Origin of the sequence: Leucobacter sp. VD1 (assembly GCF_037150695.1) — a bacterium.
Classification (GTDB): domain Bacteria; phylum Actinomycetota; class Actinomycetes; order Actinomycetales; family Microbacteriaceae; genus Leucobacter.
This window is the reverse complement of record NZ_JBBCPO010000001.1, coordinates 46,421-62,911: the sequence shown is the minus strand read 5'-3', so window position 1 is coordinate 62,911 and position 16,491 is coordinate 46,421. Positions and strand designations below refer to the sequence as shown.

12 protein-coding genes are annotated in these 16,491 nt (G+C 66.1%); 3 read left to right on the top strand and 9 right to left on the bottom strand.

Annotated elements, in window-relative coordinates; all coding sequences use genetic code 11:
* The 7 genes from WFL22_RS00280 to WFL22_RS00250 form a co-directional block, all read right to left on the bottom strand.
* The gene (locus WFL22_RS00280; protein WP_336990980.1) at nt 1–4,704 is read right to left on the bottom strand and encodes an FtsK/SpoIIIE domain-containing protein; all 4,704 of its coding nucleotides are present in this window, start codon (nt 4,702–4,704) and stop codon (nt 1–3) included.
* Between the two features lie 35 nt (nt 4,705–4,739).
* Entirely contained in the window at nt 4,740–5,462 is a 723-nt protein-coding gene (locus tag WFL22_RS00275) for a hypothetical protein (RefSeq protein WP_336990979.1), read from the bottom strand.
* Nucleotides 5,459–6,670, bottom strand: coding sequence for an alpha/beta hydrolase (locus tag WFL22_RS00270; protein ID WP_336990977.1), 1,212 nt, complete (start codon nt 6,668–6,670; stop codon nt 5,459–5,461). The genes WFL22_RS00275 and WFL22_RS00270 overlap by 4 nt, the downstream gene beginning before the upstream one ends.
* A gap of 6 nt (nt 6,671–6,676) precedes the next feature.
* Entirely contained in the window at nt 6,677–7,411 is a 735-nt protein-coding gene (locus WFL22_RS00265; RefSeq protein ID WP_336990975.1) for a hypothetical protein, read from the bottom strand.
* A complete protein-coding gene (locus WFL22_RS00260; protein ID WP_336990974.1) occupies nt 7,408–7,716 on the bottom strand; it encodes a hypothetical protein in 309 nt (102 codons plus the stop codon). Before WFL22_RS00260 ends, WFL22_RS00265 begins: the two co-directional genes overlap by 4 nt.
* A 35-nt stretch (nt 7,717–7,751) precedes the next feature.
* Nucleotides 7,752–8,045: a WXG100 family type VII secretion target gene (locus WFL22_RS00255; RefSeq protein WP_336990973.1), complete on the bottom strand. Its 294-nt coding sequence runs from the start codon at nt 8,043–8,045 to the stop codon at nt 7,752–7,754.
* Nucleotides 8,046–8,292: 247 nt separating this feature from the next.
* The gene (locus WFL22_RS00250) at nt 8,293–10,074 is read right to left on the bottom strand and encodes a proline--tRNA ligase (RefSeq protein WP_336991778.1); all 1,782 of its coding nucleotides are present in this window, start codon (nt 10,072–10,074) and stop codon (nt 8,293–8,295) included.
* A gap of 173 nt (nt 10,075–10,247) precedes the next feature.
* Here WFL22_RS00250 and WFL22_RS00245 point away from each other — a divergent pair, with 173 nt between their 5' ends.
* A complete protein-coding gene (locus tag WFL22_RS00245) occupies nt 10,248–11,813 on the top strand; it encodes a phospholipid carrier-dependent glycosyltransferase (RefSeq protein ID WP_336990971.1) in 1,566 nt (521 codons plus the stop codon).
* Nucleotides 11,814–11,868: 55 nt separating this feature from the next.
* On the opposite strand, the gene WFL22_RS00240 is transcribed toward WFL22_RS00245, so the two are convergent.
* Nucleotides 11,869–12,600: a LuxR C-terminal-related transcriptional regulator gene (locus WFL22_RS00240; protein ID WP_442918947.1), complete on the bottom strand. Its 732-nt coding sequence runs from the start codon at nt 12,598–12,600 to the stop codon at nt 11,869–11,871.
* Complete coding sequence (locus tag WFL22_RS00235) at nt 12,597–14,054, bottom strand: ATP-binding protein (protein WP_336990970.1); 1,458 nt, start codon at nt 14,052–14,054, stop codon at nt 12,597–12,599. Before WFL22_RS00235 ends, WFL22_RS00240 begins: the two co-directional genes overlap by 4 nt.
* Nucleotides 14,055–14,168: 114 nt before the next feature.
* On the opposite strand from WFL22_RS00235, the gene WFL22_RS00230 reads away from it, so the two are divergent.
* Both WFL22_RS00230 and WFL22_RS00225 read left to right on the top strand, forming a co-directional pair.
* Entirely contained in the window at nt 14,169–15,986 is a 1,818-nt protein-coding gene (locus WFL22_RS00230) for a PspC domain-containing protein (RefSeq protein WP_336990969.1), read from the top strand.
* A complete protein-coding gene (locus WFL22_RS00225; protein ID WP_336652757.1) occupies nt 15,983–16,363 on the top strand; it encodes a hypothetical protein in 381 nt (126 codons plus the stop codon). The genes WFL22_RS00230 and WFL22_RS00225 overlap by 4 nt, the downstream gene beginning before the upstream one ends.
* Nucleotides 16,364–16,491: the final 128 nt, after the last annotated feature.

The following is a 16,491-nucleotide window of genomic DNA, read 5'->3' as shown; positions in this document are numbered from 1 at the left end:
TCAGGCCAGTAGAGCTTCTTGCAACGTCGCAGAATCGGCGAAGGCCACGTGTACCGGATGCGCCCGACCGTTCTCGATGACGAAACCGCGACCCGGCGGGAAGTCTGCTCGACGCACCCTACCGAGATCTTCACGGAACGGGCTCTGGGATTCGTGCTGGTCAGGCTGCAGCGACAGCCCCCACTTCGGCTGTTTGAGCGCCTGGTAGAGATCCCACACGGCACTCGCGGTGCCTGTCTCGAACTCGCAAAGCACCAGCACCCCGGCCCGGCGCGCGACTTTCACGAGGGCGACGAGCTGCGGCAGGGCCTGGGTCCCCTCAGCCTCCGCGGGCCGCTCGATCACGATCACGCCGCGGGCCCCTGACACCGCTGGAAAGGCGGGAACCTGAGCCTCCGCAGCTACCGTCGCCACGCCACCGACGCCGTCGGAACCGGCCGCACTGACGGCTCCAGCACCCACAAGGCCGGTAGCTGCAAGCCCGACACCCATCCCACTGCCAAGCCCACTATTTAGTGCCCCGCCTCCCAGCAGCGGGCCTCGTGCCGGGACTTGTCCGCCGAGGGCCACGACCAGCTCGGCGGCGACCCGCTCGATGTCGGCTGCGCCGCTTGCAATTCGATCCCAGTGGCGGCTCCCTCCGATGCCGCGCTCATCGAAGCTGAGCAGCACCGTTTCGAGTACTTCGCCCCGCTCCGCCGCAGCTCGTTCCACGGCGGCCACGCAGCACAGCGCCGTTTGGGAGAGGCCAGCTCCACTCGGACCGGCGATCACGCCGAGACCGGAGAACGGCATCACCACCGGCTCGAAGCTGCGCACGTCGATCCCGAACACCGGCCGACCGTCGATGGTCGCCGGCAGCTCAGAGAGTGGCTGCCGCTCGGGCGCATTCACAATGCGCGGTGCGGGCTCGTCGTCCCGCTGGCTCACTTCGGCAGCGAGCACTTCGATCGCCGCCGACTGCGCGATGAGGTCAGCACCCCCGGCAACCGCGAACTGGATCTCACGGTCGTCTCCCGAGAGAAGCGCCCGCCCTGGCGGGGCGTCTTCGAGCGCATCGGCGAGCACTCCGAGGGAAACGTAGTCGTGCGAGTTGGCGAGTCTGAGCACGAACTGACGCTGCAGGCTCGCACTCATCGACGCCGGAATCGCCGAAGCCCGATCGCTCGTGAGGATCACATGCACACCGAGAGCGCGTCCGCGCATCATAATGTCGCCAAGCAGCTGAAACGGCGAATCAGAGCCTCCCATCGATTCTGTGGCTTGCCGGAAGGCGGCGAAGCCATCGATGAGGAGGAACACTCGGGGCTCCCGGCGCTGCGGCTCCGCAGCCCGATAGGCGTCAAGCCCGCCCGCGCGCACCGCGGCATAGCGTGGGCCGCGCTCATCGATCAGTTCACTGAGGTGGCGGAGCACTCGATGCATGAGTTCGTCATCGGCGAGAGGCGCAACGGCGCCGACTGTCGGCAGCGGGCTGATGGTCTGCAGCGCGCCTCCTGCGCAGTCAATGCCGTAGATCTGCACCGGCTCGCTGCGTGCTGCAGCGCTCAGCGAGGTGACGAGGGTGATGAGAGCGCTCGTCTTTCCGGTGCCGCCAGCCCCGATGATGGACACATTGCCGGCTTCTTCGAAGTCGATACACACCGGGTCTTGGGCTTGCGCGGCAGGGTCGTCGCGCAAGCCGATGGGCGCATTCGAACCGTCAGCGATCCGCTGATCCAGCGTCGCGAGCGTGAGTAACGTCGGCAATTCGTCGAGCCACGGCCGGCGCGGCGGCACCAGCGAAAGTGAACGCGCAGCTTCGACGATGCCGTCACGCAGTCGTTCAATGTCACGAGCCTGGCGGCTGCCTCGTGTTGGCGGACGCGCTTCGGATGGGATGTTCCACGGCTCTCTCTCCACGAAACCGAGGGACCGCAGCTCGATGTCGGCAGCGCGATGCTCCGCCGAGGGCCGCCCGCCGAGATACCCGGTCTGGAAGTGGGTGATCCTGCCGGGCCCCACTTTGATCGCGCCACGACCCGGGGTCTCCGCGTCGAACAGCGCAGCATCCTTCACGCCGATCACGTCGGCGCTGTCGGTTTCATCAGCCATGCGCAACGCAACCCGCAGGTTCGTGTTGGCCCGGAGGTTGTCGGTGATGACGCCGGCCGGCCGCTGCGTCGCCATCACCAGGTGGAGGCCGAGGGATCGACCACGCTGGGCGACGTCGATGACCCCGGCGACGAACTCGGGCACGTCGCTCGCGAGCGCCGCGAACTCGTCGATCGCGATGACGAGCACCGGCGGGGCTTCCGCAGCCGAACGCCGCTCCATGGAGATGAGATCTTTAGCACCGTGCGCGGCGAGCAACTCTTCGCGGTAACGCAGCTCGGCGCGCAGGGAGGTGAGAGCCCGGCGCACGAGGTGCGGGCTGAGGTCGGTGACGAGCCCAACCGAGTGCGGCAGATCCACGCACTCAGCGAATGCGGCACCGCCCTTGTAGTCCACCAATAGAAACGTGAGCCTATCGGGGCTCAACTTCGCGGCCATGCTCATGATCCAGCTCTGCAGGAACTCAGATTTTCCGGCACCCGTGGTGCCCCCGACGAGGGCGTGGGGGCCGTGTGTGCGCAGATCGAGCACCGCAGGCCCCTCCGAACCCTGCCCCACCACCGCTGCGAGCGAGATCGGCTCACGATCTTGCCCCTGCTGCCACTCGGAGATCAGAGATCCACTGTCGGCCCAGGCCTGAGCGATCGGTGCTGCACCGCCGAGCAGATCGGTGGCGTGCAATTCGCGCAGGTTCACGGCCCGCGGGAGGTCAGTCTCATCGAGCACCCGCGCTGCAGTGTCTTCAACAGGTGCGAGCCGACGCGCGAGATCGTAGGCCAGCGGCGATTCAACGTGCTCATGCCGCGACAGCGGCACGATCGTAGCCGAACGCACGAAGTGCACGCGCCCCTCGCCGCGGCCGAGCTCAACGAAGGTGCGGCAGGCTGCCGGCAACGAGGCACGATTGCCCGCGACCCAGAGCACATGCACACCGTAGTCAGGGCCGGTCTCTGCGAGCTCGATGAGGCGTGCCGGATCGACAAGGCCATCTTCGAGCACCAGCACAACGATGGCGGGCAGCGTGGGCAGCTCCAAGACAACCTCGCCCTGCGCGTCGTCGTTGCGGGTGTGGGCGGCAAGGTGCGAACGAACAGCGGTGCGTGTGCCGCGAGCCGCCATACGAGATTCGAGCACACCCTCGATGGCGGTGATCAGCCGAACCGAGCTCGTCTCCGAGTCGGCGATCTGCCAGCCTGAAATGGGGCTGGCAACTGGATCGACGTGGGGCAACCACTTCAGCCACCCCCAGGTTTCGTCATGCTCTGCGCCGGCGAAGCATGCGAACACGAGTTCATGAGGCGAGTGCAGCCCCACCAGTTGCAGCACCAGCGACGCCGCGACGCCTTCGGCCCAGTACCGCTCGCCGACAACACCAAGCGAACCGCAACGATCGAGCCGTTCGATGACCGGCACAGGCGCAACGTGCGCGAACTCGTCGGCGAGCAGACGCACCCGATCCCATTGCATGCGCGGGGCTTCGCCTCGCTCAGGCATCACCATCTCCGTGCGGCTGGGAAGTATTCCGTCGCCGAATCGAACCTCCAAGAATGCGCGGTGCTCAGGGCGCCGGGTCCAGAGCAGTTCGTCCCGCTGCTCGATCGCGACGCGCACCTCCTCGGTGGTGGGCGTCTCAGCCGCCCGCACCGTGATCTCTTGTTCCCGCAACGCAGCGAGCTCGGCCCGTTCTCCCGCCAACTCTCGTTCGAAGCGGCCAGTTTCTCGCATGAGCTTGCGACGCCCGCCGATCCGCCCATCAAGCCACGACCCGATCATCATGATCGGCGAGAACGCAACCATCATGAGGCTCATCGGCGACTGCGTGATCGCATACATCGCGCCGCCCATCAGCATGGGGGCGAGCATTGCGAGCATCGGCATCCGACTGGGATCAGCGGGCGTCGGGGGTGCCGGCAACTCACGCTTCGACGCCGGAAAATACGGGGACACCCGTGGGGACCGGGTGTGCGTCACCCGATGAGACAGCACTGGGGAATGAGGTGAGGGAGCACCCGGAGTGATGCGCAGATCGACCGCCCCCAGTCGCAGCGTCGTCGGGGCGGTGATGGGGTACCCGAGCAGGCGCTCCTCGGCGACGAGCACCCCGTTGGCCGAGCCGAGATCTCTCACGGAGATGGCACCGGCGCGATCGATACGTACCTCCGCGTGGCGGCGCGACACGCTTTGATCGAGCAACTGCACCCTGCAGTTGTGGTCGCGTCCGATGACATTGCTGCCCGCGATCAGGCTGAAGTACACGCCTCGCTGTTCGCCGTTCAAGACTTCAACGGATGCCGCGGTCTCGATCACGCGCTGAGTCGGGCCGGAGAACCCAAACTCCGGCACTGGCTGGATCACGTGACCGGATTGCAGACCGGAAACCGCGACTGGTGTGGCGGGGTCGAGCAGCAGCGCACGAGCGCCATCGCGGCCGGTACGCAGCGTCAGCGGCGCCAATCTGCGGTTCGCGATCTCCAGGAACCGTGGATCAGCACCAAAGCCCGCGCGGATCAACGCCCGTGCGACATCGGCCACAGTCGCCGTAACGTCGCACGACAGCGTGACATCACGCTCGCCGCCGTGCGGCAGCGCCACCGACACCTTCAGTTTCACGGCTCACACCTCTCCGGCTCGCGCAGCACCGATCACTATCGCTTCTGCTTCGGCGGGTTCACTACGGGATCATCCCAGGCAGGGAAAGGCACCCGCACCCCGGGGACCGTGAGCTCGTCTTCGAAAGCTTCATCGGGCGTGCGCTTGACGATTTCAGCTGTAAGCACGCTGTCACTCCCCCAGAAAGGACCGGCAGACACGCTCATCACGTACCACCCGTTCGCCTGCACGCGATACTCCAGCCTGTACCCGTCCCCCGTATCGGCGTACACCTCGTGGTGAAACTCCGCCACATCGTTGATCTGGTATTCCCAGCCCTGAGCGTCGAAGTACGCAAGCATCGAATCAAGGTCGGCCCGATCCCCCACCGCTCCCGGAAGCTCTATCGCACGGTCAGCTCCTAGGTAGTAGGAATCCTCACCTCCGGCTCCTGGCAGTGCGCCTCCCGGAGCAAACAACCCGTTCTCTGGAGCCATGCCCCGGGTGAGGTACTTCCATTTGTCCCCACTCACCTGCATCTGGGCCTCAGCCAAGAGATCCTGCAACCGGTCATACCGCTCACCCAGCAGAGCGAACTGCTCCCCGAGGGGCATCCGCTCCACTTCAGACCGGGCGAGCCCAGCCACATCTCGCACATCGCTCTTCAGCATCACGCCGACCTCTCCGTTCTCCTTCTCGGCGCGGACGCACCCAGACAAAGCCGCCACACACAGCAGTAGCGCGGCCACCGCGAATACTCGAGCTACTCCCGATCTCATAGGACATTCCTCGACTTCCCTGTCGCAAGAACCGATGCGGCTTCTCTCACCGAGCTTGTCCCGGGCGACAGATACCCGACCTCATCGCTCGGCGCACCGTTTTCATCGAACTCCGGCACGAACATGTCATGCACGTTGGTTTGTTTCTCGCCATTGCCCCCCTCAGCCGAGAACTCAACGGCTCCGATCTGCCGCGGATCGATCCGATCGCTCAGGTAGAAATCCGTTCCTTCCTGAGCTTTAATCGGCACCTGCGCTAGCGAATCCTTCTGTGCTTGCGTTGCATACAGACGCCCCGTGTCCTTGATCCCGTGTCTCAGATCTTCAGAGGTAGTGTCGGCCGCGAACCCGGCGGATCCGTAGGTCACGACGTTGTCGACTTTGAAGTCCAGCGAGCTGTGCTGCAGCGCTTCCGCAACCGCGGTCGAACCGTATAAGTGAGCGAACACCGCGAACTGTTCAAGAGGAGCGTGTCTCGTGCCACGACTGGCCTGAATACCATCAAGAAAGCTCGCGATATTCTCCGCGGCCCCGGTCGCGCGCGTCATCGACCCCACACCCCAGAACGAGGGAGCTCGATATCCGATCACCATCACTACCGCATACGATCCGCCCGGAAACCCCCTTTGGGCTTCCTTGAAAATCTCCGCAACGCCGTCCACTCCGTTGCCGATTCCTGCGACGCTTGAACCCATGCCTGCATAGTTCACCCCTACATGAGATGCGCGATCGAGGTCACCGAGCGAGATCCCAGCGGTCAGGGCACCATCGTGAACGCCCAGATTCACCAACTGGATCTTCGTTGCTTTGGGGCGCGCCCGTCCGACTTTCCCTTCAGCGCTGATGAGCGCCTCGTTCAACCCTTCGATGTGTCGTATGAACTCTGTGAGAGCAAGTGGATCACCGTGCCGTGACCCGTACACGAGTTCGTACCCCGCAGCAGGATCAGTCAGAGCACGCTCGAGCACGGCTCGCCCCGCAATGTCCTGCACCCAAGCCGGAACACCGTTCGTCCGAGCCAGCACTGCGAGCACTTCGAGAGGAAGGTCACGCACGTCATCCTTTCCGTACCTCCGCGACTCGCGGATTGACTTCCACGCTGCAGCGACTTCAGGCTCAGAAAGTTCACCCGAGAGAATCTCTTGCAAACTCGAATCTTCAGCGAAGTCTTGCGACTGCTCTGCTCCGCCGAGAACGGCGGTGAACATGCCTGATTAGACGGCACCGCCGGAGAAACGAATCAGCTCGCCGAGATCCGTATGATCCAATGCGTTCACAAGTGCGTACTCGGCGGCCCTCCGGTCTTCGACCAAAGCTCGCCACATGCGTTGCTCTGCTGAGATTCGTTCCAGTGCGCCCACCCATACTTGAGCTGCACCGACCCAGTCTGTCTCGGCCTGAGCCCGCGCCGCACGCCTCGCCGCTCGTTGCATTGCGGCCGCAGGATCGTCCAGCTCGGATCCGCCACGCATTGCCCCGACAGAGCTCGCAGGCGGACACACACTCGGCGGTTCGTGCCAAGCGTCGGGCACGCAGGAGGAATTCACCTCAAGACCGGCACAAGCAGCTTCGAGTCGACGTGACGCTGCGATGATCAGGTGAAGATCGGATTCCACCGTCGCAACGACTGCGCGGGCCGCACGGTGAATTCCCTCGATTTTGGAACTATAGGTTCCGAAGGCCTGCGCACCTGCAGCCACCGAATGCGTGAATGCGCGAGCGGCGGGCACCACCCGTCCGTCGAGCCGGGTACGCAGCGTCGCGAGGCTCACCCCCCGCATTGCACCGAGAGTACCTGAGGCCTGCGCAACGTGCCCAACCATGTCTTCCACCTGACGCACTACGCGGCGCAGCACGTGGGCCGCCTGAGATGCATCGTCCGGCGTCCCGACAATGGGCGACCGCTCTTGCAGCACACCGCCCTCGATCACGGGATAGGTTACGGTCATGTCGAGGCCGCAACTGCAATGCCACAACTCACGCTTTGCGCAAGACGCGCATCGGTCTGCTTCGCAGCATCAGCGATGGTATCCACCGCAGTGCCGGAGCACGCCAGCGAGGCTGAAAGCTCTTCCATGCCATTCGCGACAGCCTGAATAAATGCATCGATACGACCGGTCACGCCCTCGTAGGTGGCGGCACCGCGCATCGGCAATGTCAGCACATCACTCGTGGCAACCGCACCGCTTGCTCGTCGCAGCCCGGACGCTGCTACGTCCAAACCTGCGGTAGAAACCTTCACATCGGGCACCACACGCCTCTCCCTTCTCCCGAACCGCTCACCTCGCGCTAGTTGATCCGCGCCGCGATCTGCGCGTCCATGTCGCGCATGGCGTTCGCGGTCTGGGTGAGAAAGCTCTGGATCTCGGTGAGCTTTTCGATCACGGTGTTTGCGCTCACCGTGTACTGGGTGTAAGCGTCGTTGAACTTCACCGATGCTTGATCGGTGACGAAGCCCGACGACACCAGCGCCGCGATCTGCTGCTGCAACTGCTGCAACTTCTGGGTGATCTCGTCGCGTCCCACTCCCAACTGGGTGGCCGACTGCTCGATCTCGGCGTAGGAGACGCTGATGTTTGCCATGGTGGTTCCAATCGCTGGGGCCAACGAGCACACCTCGTCAGCCAGGATGAATTATCGATGCGTATCGATAACACAAACCCTAGTAAGACTATGCATTGCAAAAGAGAACAATGAGACAATCTATGGATAACTCAGCACGATCACCCACCGACCCCAACTGTGAGCGAAGCACCGCGGAACGCACGAGGCCCCGGATCGCCGTGCGATCCGGGGCCTCGAATGTCGCGCGATTCCGCGCCGAGGTACGTTACTGCGAAGCCTCGAAGAGCGCAGGAACCTCGCTCAGCGCCACCCGTTCCTTGGTGCCGGCCTCGCGATCCCATACCTCGGCGAACCCCTCAGCTGCATCGCGGCCTACGACCACGACGCGGGGCACACCCAGCAGTTCGGCGTCGCCGAACTTCACGCCGGGAGACACCTTGGGGCGATCGTCAAATAGCACGTCAGCACCCACTGATTCAAGGCTCGACGCAAGCGACGAGGCGATGTCGTACACGGCAGTGTCCTTGCCGGTCGCCACGAGGTGCACGTCGAACGGCGCCACTGCGGCCGGCCAGATGAGGCCACGGTCATCGTGGTGCAGCTCGGCGAGAATCGCCATGATGCGAGTGACTCCGATACCGTACGAGCCCATGGTGACGGTCACGAGCTTGCCGTTCTCGTCGAGCACTTTGAGGCCCAGCGCCTCGGCATACTTGCGGCCGAGCTGGAAAACGTGGCCGATCTCCATGCCACGGGCGGTTTCGATGGGGCCCGATCCGTCGGGAGCGGGGTCGCCATCGCGCACGGTGGCGACATCGGCCACACCGTCGGCGGTGAAATCGCGCCCGGCGACGAGGTGCGCCACGTGCTTCTCAAACTCGTTTGCACCGGTCACCCAGGGGGTTCCGTCGATAACCCGCGGATCAAGCAGGAAGCGAATACCGCTCGATCCTTCCAGCCCGAGCACGGCCTTGCCATGCGCAGCAGGACCGATGTATCCCTTCACCAGCTCCGGGTGCTTCTCGAAGTCGGCGGCGGTGGCGGGCTCGACCTCGCAACCGGGGAACGCCACCTCGACGCGCTTCATGTCGGCGTCGCGGTCTCCTGGCACGCCGATCACCACGAGTGAGCGTTCGCCTTCAAGGTCGGTGACGGCGAAGACGAGGCACTTGAGTGTGTCGGAGGCTTCCCAGGCGCGGCCATCTTCGCGCGGCAGCACCACGTTGGCGTGGGCCACGAGGGTCTCGATCGTGGCGGCGTCGGGCGAATCGAACACGATCGGCTGCGGCAGGTCGGCAATCACCTCGGCCGGCACGGGGTCAGGCACGGGAGTCTCGTAGGCTTCGACATTCGCGGCGTAGCCTCCGGCGGAGCGCACGAAGGTGTCCTCGCCGATCGCGGTCGGCAGCAGGAACTCCTCGCTGCGCGATCCGCCCATCGCACCGGCATCGGCCGACACAATCACGTATTCCAGACCGAGACGCGCAAAGATGCGCTCGTATGCGTCGCGCTGCTTCTGGTAGCTCGCGGCCAACCCCTCATCGGAGACGTCGAAGGAGTAGGCATCTTTCATGGTGAACTCGCGTCCGCGCAGCAGTCCAGCGCGGGGCCGGGCCTCGTCACGGTACTTGTCCTGGATCTGATACAGCGACAGCGGCAGGTCTTTGTACGACGAGACGATGTCCTTCACCATCAGTGTGAAGGCTTCTTCGTGTGTGGGCGCGAGCAGGTAATCGGCGCCGTGCCGATCCTGCAGCCTGAACAGGGCGTCGCCGTATTCTTCCCATCGCCCGGTTGCCTCGTAGGGCTCGCGCGGCAGCATTGCTGGGAAGTGCACCTCGTGTGCACCGGCCGCGGCCATCTCCTCGCGGATGATCTGCTCGATCTTGCCCTTGACGCGCAGGCCCAGCGGCAGCCACCCAAACACGCCGGGCGCCTGTCGGCGGATGTAGCCCGCGCGCACGAGGAGCTTGTGGCTGGCCACCTCGGCGTCTGCGGGATCCTCACGGAGAGTCTTCAGGAAGTAGTTGCTGAGCCGCGTAATCACCCCACTATCGTAGCCCTCGCGAGTGGGCGATCCCATCTCCCACCTCCACTCAGGCCGTGGATCGCAGCTCAGACTCGTGGTTTCGTGTGTTTCGATCAGCCTGAGCTGCGATCCACGCCCTGAGCAGCGCGGCATGCGGTGGCGGTGACGCGCGGCGGCCCTATTCTGGGGGCATGAGGGGATTGCACTGGCTGCGGTGGATCGCGCCTGTGCTGGTGCTCGGGATCGCGGCCGCGCTCCGTTTCTGGGCGCTGGGGCGCCCCGGCGTGCTCGTGTTCGACGAGCTCTACTATGTGCGCGACGCGATCAGCCAGCTCGCGCACGGCTTTCCGACGGTGTGGCCTGACGACGACCCTTCGATGGCTGGGGGCCGTGCGACCGCGTTCAGCGATGCTCCGTCAAACGCGGTGCACCCGCCACTCGGCAAGTGGTTGATCGGCTTGGGGATTCTGGTCTTCGGCCCCGACAACGGGTGGGGGTGGCGCAGCGCGGTCGCTCTTGCGGGAGTGGCGACGGTGGGGATCGTGATGCTGCTCGGCTGGTTGCTCACGCGCAGCCTGGTGATGTCGTGGCTCGCCGGGCTGCTGCTCGCAATCGACGGGGTGCATGTCGTACTCACCAGGGTGGGGCTGCTCGACGGGTTTCTCACGCTGTTCATCGCGATGGGCGCACTGTTCGTGTGGCTGGACATCGAGTGGTCGTCGCGCCGGGCCGAGGGTCGTTTGCGGACGCGGCAGCGGCCGGGTGGGGCGGCGGGGCGGATCGGGAAGTCTGGGCCGGTCCTCGTGTGGCGGCCCTGGCTCATCGCCGCCGGGCTTGCCTTCGGCGCTGCTGCGGCTGTGAAGTGGTCGGGGCTCTACCCGCTGGCGTTCTTCCTCGTCTTCGTGTCGCTGCGTGATCTGCTTATTCGGCTACGCCGCTGTGAGCGCGGCGCTTTCTGGAGGTCGGTGCTCCAGGCCGGGCTCGTGGCGGTGTCGGCACTGCCCGCCGCTGCCCTCGCCTATCTTGCGAGCTGGGTGGGCTGGATCACGCACCCCGGTGGCTGGGCGCGCACGCCCGGCACGCCCTGGCCTGCGGCTCTCGTCGAGTACCACGCCGAAATGCTGGCCTGGCACAGCACCTTGACCGCGCCCCATCCGTTTCAGTCGCATCCGTTGAGCTGGCCGCTCGCGCTGGTTCCGACGGCGATGTATGAGGCGCGCTGGACCGAGGAATGCCCGTGGCACGAATGCGTCTCGGGTGTTTCGCCGCTGCCGAATCCGCTGGTGACGTGGGGCGGCGCTGCGGCGCTGCTCGTGCTCGCTTGGCTGATCGTGCGGCAATTGCTTCGCTCGAAGCGAGGGTTCGCGGCTGAGGCTGCGACTGCGATCAGCCCGCTCCCCCTGGCGGGCGCCTTCGTGCTGACTGGTTTCCTCTCGGGGTGGCTTCCGTGGGTGCTGACCTTCTCGCGTTCGGCGGTGTTCCAGTTTTACGCGGTGGTGTTGACGCCGTTCTCTGCGCTGGCACTCGCAATGGTGCTCGGTCTGCTGTGCGGCCTTCCGTTGCGTTCCGGGGGCGGATCCCGGTTCGTGCTGGCACTCGACGGCGAGCCGAGTGCGGTGCTCGGGCGGCGGATCGCAGTGACTGTGTTTCTGGTGGTGGCGGCGGTGCTGGCGGTGTTCTTCGTTCCGGTCTGGACGGGGATGCCCGTCGCCGACTGGTTCTGGCAGCTGCACCTGTGGCTGCCTGGATGGAGCTGACGGGGGCGGCTGGCTTTCTCCAATCGCGGAGCGCCCGAGGCCACGATGCCGATGCTCAGAGCAGGCGTCGTTGCAGCGCCCAGGCGGTGAGTTCGTGCCTATTTGAGAGCTGGAGTTTGCGGAGCACCTTCGACACATGGGTTTCGACGGTTTTCACCGAGAGGAAGAGCTCTGCTGCCACTTCTTTGTAGGCATAGCCTCGGGCGATCATGCGCATGACTTCCTGCTCTCGCGCTGAGAGTCTGTCGAGTTCGTCGTCGGCCGCGGCGGTCTCGCCCCCTCCGGCACCGAAGGCGTCGAGCACGAATCCGGCAAGCCGCGGCGAGAACACCGCGTCTCCGCCGTGCACGCGCATCGCCGCGGCGGTCACCTCGGAGCCTGACGCAGCCTTAGTGAGATAGCCGCGTGCGCCGGCACGGATGACGCTCACCACGTCATCGGCGGCGTCGGAGACGCTGAGGGCGAGGAAGCGCGTGGCACGCAGCGCGGGATCTCCTGCGAGTTGTTGCACCACCTCGGCCCCGCCGCCTCCGTTTCCGCCTGGCAGGTGCACGTCGAGGAGCACCACGTCGGGCGTCAGCGCGGCAATGCGGGCGACGGCCTCATCGACGTTCGCAGCCTCACCCACCACGTCGAGTTCCGGGCCGAGTTCGGCCCGGAGTCCGGTGCGAAAGATCTGGTGATCGTCGACGATCACCACCCGGATTGAGGGGACCGTCTGCTCGTGTGCGGTGGCGTCTCGTGCACCGTCTCCGCCTGCACCATCAGATTCGTGCGGATCGGTCATTGTGTGCTCCCTCGTGGCTCGTGTGTGTCGGGTGCGGCCGCGGGCCGCGCATCCGCCTCTGGCACCGACTGCTCGACAGGCATCGCGAGGCGCACCGAGGTGCCGCCTCCTGGGCCCGGCACAATCTTCGCGGATCCCCCTGCTCGGTCCATGCGTCCGAGGATCGATTCGCGCACGCCCATGCGACCCTCGGGCAGCTGTTCCGCGTCGAGGCCAGGCCCCCGATCAGTGATGTCGATGGAGATGCGGTGCGGTGCAGCCTCGATATAGACCGTCACGTCTCCGCCGGCGTGGCGCGCAGCGTTGAGCATTGCCTCCCGCGCGGCCAACACAATCGCCTCGGGGGCGGTGGCACTGCCGCCGACGGAGACAATTTCGAAGCGCACGGCGTGCACCTCTTCGAGCGCCGTGGCGTGCGCCCGAAGATCTGCGTCGACAGCCGCACGCGGTGCCGGCGGGGCACCGTCTGCAGAACGGAACAGCCACTCACGCAGTTCTCGTTCTTGGCCGCGAGCAATGCGCGCAACGTCGCTGCCTGGTTCGGACCGCTGCTGGATCAGCGCAAGTGTCTGCAGAACGGAGTCGTGCAGGTGCGCTGCGATGTCCGAGCGTTCTGCCTCGCGAGCACGAGCAGCACGTTCCGCGATCAGCTCGCGATTGATCCGCAGCAGCCACGGCGCGATCGCGAGGGCGACTCCAGCGAGCACGGCCAGTGACGCGGCAACCACGGTCCAGGCGTTCGGCTCGCGTGACGTGACGAAGATCATGAGCACCCCGACAGCAACAAGCGCGAGTGCCCCGAGCACGCGGGGCAACTGATTGCGGTCAGGGCGATCGCGATCCGCGATCTGCCACCAGGTGAGCCCAACGCCGACGAGCACCGCAAGCGCGGGCAGCATCAGCTCGAGTTCGAGATGAGCCCCCAGGCGGTCGAGCACGAGCCCGACCCCTGCTATCAACAGACACACCCCGAGCAGCAGTTCAGCAATGGGCCATCGTCTCCGGAACCCGGCCTCACTCGCGCCAGGTGGCTCGGTTCGGCCGGGCGCTCGGGCATCCCCCGCCGACCCTGAGGCATCCGTGAGCGCTGCCAGGCGTGCAGGCCCCGCCGAGGCCGCCGACGCTCTCGGGCCGACTGAGAGAGGCCTCGAATCGGTGCCATGCGGGGCTGTTCTCGTGAACCCGCCTGATGCCGGAGCGGGCTGCCGCGGCTGGTCGGCCGCCGGCCTCGTGAGGGCACGGCGCAATGGCAGCACTCCGTCTTCGTCGCCAGCCAACGGCACCGTGCCCCAGAGCCAGAGATACAGCAGCCCGCCGGCTCCACCGAAGACGCACGAGGCGAGCATGACCCCGCGCACCATCGCGAGCGGCCAGCCGAGGTGTTCGGCGAGGCCGGCGCAGACGCCGGCGAGAACGCCGGCGTCTCGCGATCGCGTCAGAGGTGGTCGTTGCATGGTTCCATCCAAGCACGGGCCACCGACACCAAGGGGCTCGGGGTCGAAACCTCAGGGGTCGCTCAGGGTGAACCCCGATGGCACAGTGTCGGTGGTCAGCGTCAGACTCGAAGCATGAACGATTCACCAGATTCCGAACGCCCCGAAGGCGCCCCCGCCGGGCACGGCTTCTTCGCCTGGCTCCGCGACCTCGACATCGTGCGCGGCTCCGATCGCTGGCTCGCCGGCGTGGCCGGAGGGCTCGCCGCCAGAACCGGCATCGACCCCCTCATCGTGCGCGGCATCTTCATCGTGCTGGCACTGCTCGGCGGTCCCGGCGTGCTCCTTTACCTGGCCGGCTGGCTGCTGCTGCCCGACAGCAGCGGCCGCATTCACCTCGAAGACATCTTCCGGGGGCGAGCGTCAGCCGGGGTGGTGACTGCGGCGATCGTCATCGGCGCACTTGTCGTCATCCCGGCAGCCTTCGGAACCGCGTTCGCAGGGGTGCCGCTGCTCGGCATCTCCGGCCCCTGGGGCTGGGATATCTGGAGCGCGGTCAACATACCTGGCTGGATTCCGCGCACCGCCGCCTGGCTGTTCTGGATCGCGATCATCGTGTTCGGTCTGCTCTGGCTGAGGAAGGCCACGCTGAACCGGGGCCGTAGCCAGGCGCAGCAGCAGCACCAAACGCAGCAGCAGGCGCAGCAGCACAACCAGTCCAGCGCGGGTGCCGGCCCGCATTCCGCCACCGAATCCACTGAGGCTGCGACCGGGTCGTACCCTGCTCAGCCGAACGGTGCCGCTTTCGCGGCGACGACCGACGGCTCGGGCACCGAACCGCTTGGGACCCCTGGATCCGCCCACCCCACAGCAGAGCAAGACACCCGCTCATTCACCGAGCGCACCGACGACTTCGCGCGGCGCGCTGCTGACGGGGCAGCGGCCTGGGGCGAGCGCGTCGGAGAGAAGGCCACACGCTGGGGCGACGAGGTCGGTCGCCAGGCCGACGAGTGGAGCGCGCGCTACGCGCAGCACCACGACGCGCACCGCATGGGTGCTGCGCAGGCGGTGCTCACGCTCGCACTCGCGCTGCTCGCTGCCGGAGGCACTGCGCTCTGGGTGATGGGGCTCGACACGCCACCGCAGGTGAGCAGCGTCGCTCCGGCGCCCCTGCTCGCGGCAATCATCGCAGCACTCGCCGTGCTCGCCGTCTCGCTCATCGTGGCGGGAGTGCGCGGTCGGCACACCGGCTGGGTCGGTTTTCTCGCAGCGTGCGGGGTGTTCGCGCTGCTCCTCACAGTCGTGCTCCCCTGGGGCACCCGCTTCCACCCCTTCGGCACGGCGCACGTCGACGGGCTTAGCCCGGCGGGAACCGTCGTTCTTGTGGGCACGACCAATGTCGATCTGCGCGACCTTGACGATCTCCCCGAAGAGCCGAAAGATCTTGAGATCTGGATGCTCGCTGGCACAACTTCGATTCAGCTGCCTGAGCATCGCTCCACCGCGGTCCGAGTGCGGGTGCTCGCGGGCACCGTGGAAGAAGACGCCTCTGGGCGAGACACCCCCCGGCTCTCCGGCCTCTTCCTCTCGCACGACACTGGGAACACCGCGGCCACCAACAGCGACGCCTTCGCTGACGAATCGACCGCGCACGTTACGGTCTACCTGCTGGCAGGCACCGTGAACATCGAGGGCAGTGGCACCACCGCCGACAGGCTCGCAGAGCGCAGCACGGCCGAGCGGGATCGCCTCTCCGATCAGAGCCGTCGCGATCTCGCCGAGCAGCAGGCTGCCGACCGTGAGCAGCTCGCGGAAGCCCGGCAATCGCTCGATCGAGTCGAGTGGCAGTTGCAAGAACCTGGCCTCAGCGCCACGGAGCGGCGACAGCTCGAACAGCAGCGCAAAGATCTGCTCAACACCGTGAACGACCTCGAACAGGAGATGGCGCGATGAACACGAACCACCCCGACTCCGACCCCACCGGCCCGGTGGACGCCTCCGGCGCTGCAGGCCCAGTGGGAGCCACTGGGCCTGCAGACGCCACATCACCGGCACAGCACCCGCCGACGGCGAATGCTGCCGCCCCGAACGCGGCTGCCCCAAACGCCGCACCCCCTTCGAATCCGTCCTCAGCCCCGAGTAAGGTGGGGCCCCGCACAGCTCCGATCGTTTGGGGCGCGCTGATCCTCGCGTTCTGCGGCTACGCCGCGCAGCGAGCATTCGGCGGCGACAGCATCGACACCGCGTGGTGGATCACAGCCACGGTAATCGGCCTCGGAGTGCTGCTGCTCGTGGTGGGCGGCGCGATTCTGCTGCGCGGGAGGCGCTAGCAGCGTAGAGAAGCGCTGACTCCGCGGAGATGCGATGACTCCGCGGAGAAGCGCTGCCGCTGCAGAGACGGCCGGCGTCAATGAGCCCAGCGCATCTTCGCAGGAGGAACGAGTCGCCAGCCCCAGCC

Coding starts and splice junctions, on each gene's coding strand:
- WFL22_RS00270 (WP_336990977.1), bottom strand. CDS start 6,670: ATGTTCACCGCCGTTCTCGGCGGAGCAGAGCAGTCGCAAGACTTCGCT.
- WFL22_RS00240 (WP_442918947.1), bottom strand. CDS start 12,600: ATGACCGATCCGCACGAATCTGATGGTGCAGGCGGAGACGGTGCACGA.
- WFL22_RS00230 (WP_336990969.1), top strand. CDS start 14,169: ATGAACGATTCACCAGATTCCGAACGCCCCGAAGGCGCCCCCGCCGGG.
- WFL22_RS00265 (WP_336990975.1), bottom strand. CDS start 7,411: ATGACCGTAACCTATCCCGTGATCGAGGGCGGTGTGCTGCAAGAGCGG.
- WFL22_RS00245 (WP_336990971.1), top strand. CDS start 10,248: ATGAGGGGATTGCACTGGCTGCGGTGGATCGCGCCTGTGCTGGTGCTC.
- WFL22_RS00275 (WP_336990979.1), bottom strand. CDS start 5,462: ATGAGATCGGGAGTAGCTCGAGTATTCGCGGTGGCCGCGCTACTGCTG.
- WFL22_RS00235 (WP_336990970.1), bottom strand. CDS start 14,054: ATGCAACGACCACCTCTGACGCGATCGCGAGACGCCGGCGTTCTCGCC.
- WFL22_RS00255 (WP_336990973.1), bottom strand. CDS start 8,045: ATGGCAAACATCAGCGTCTCCTACGCCGAGATCGAGCAGTCGGCCACC.
- WFL22_RS00225 (WP_336652757.1), top strand. CDS start 15,983: ATGAACACGAACCACCCCGACTCCGACCCCACCGGCCCGGTGGACGCC.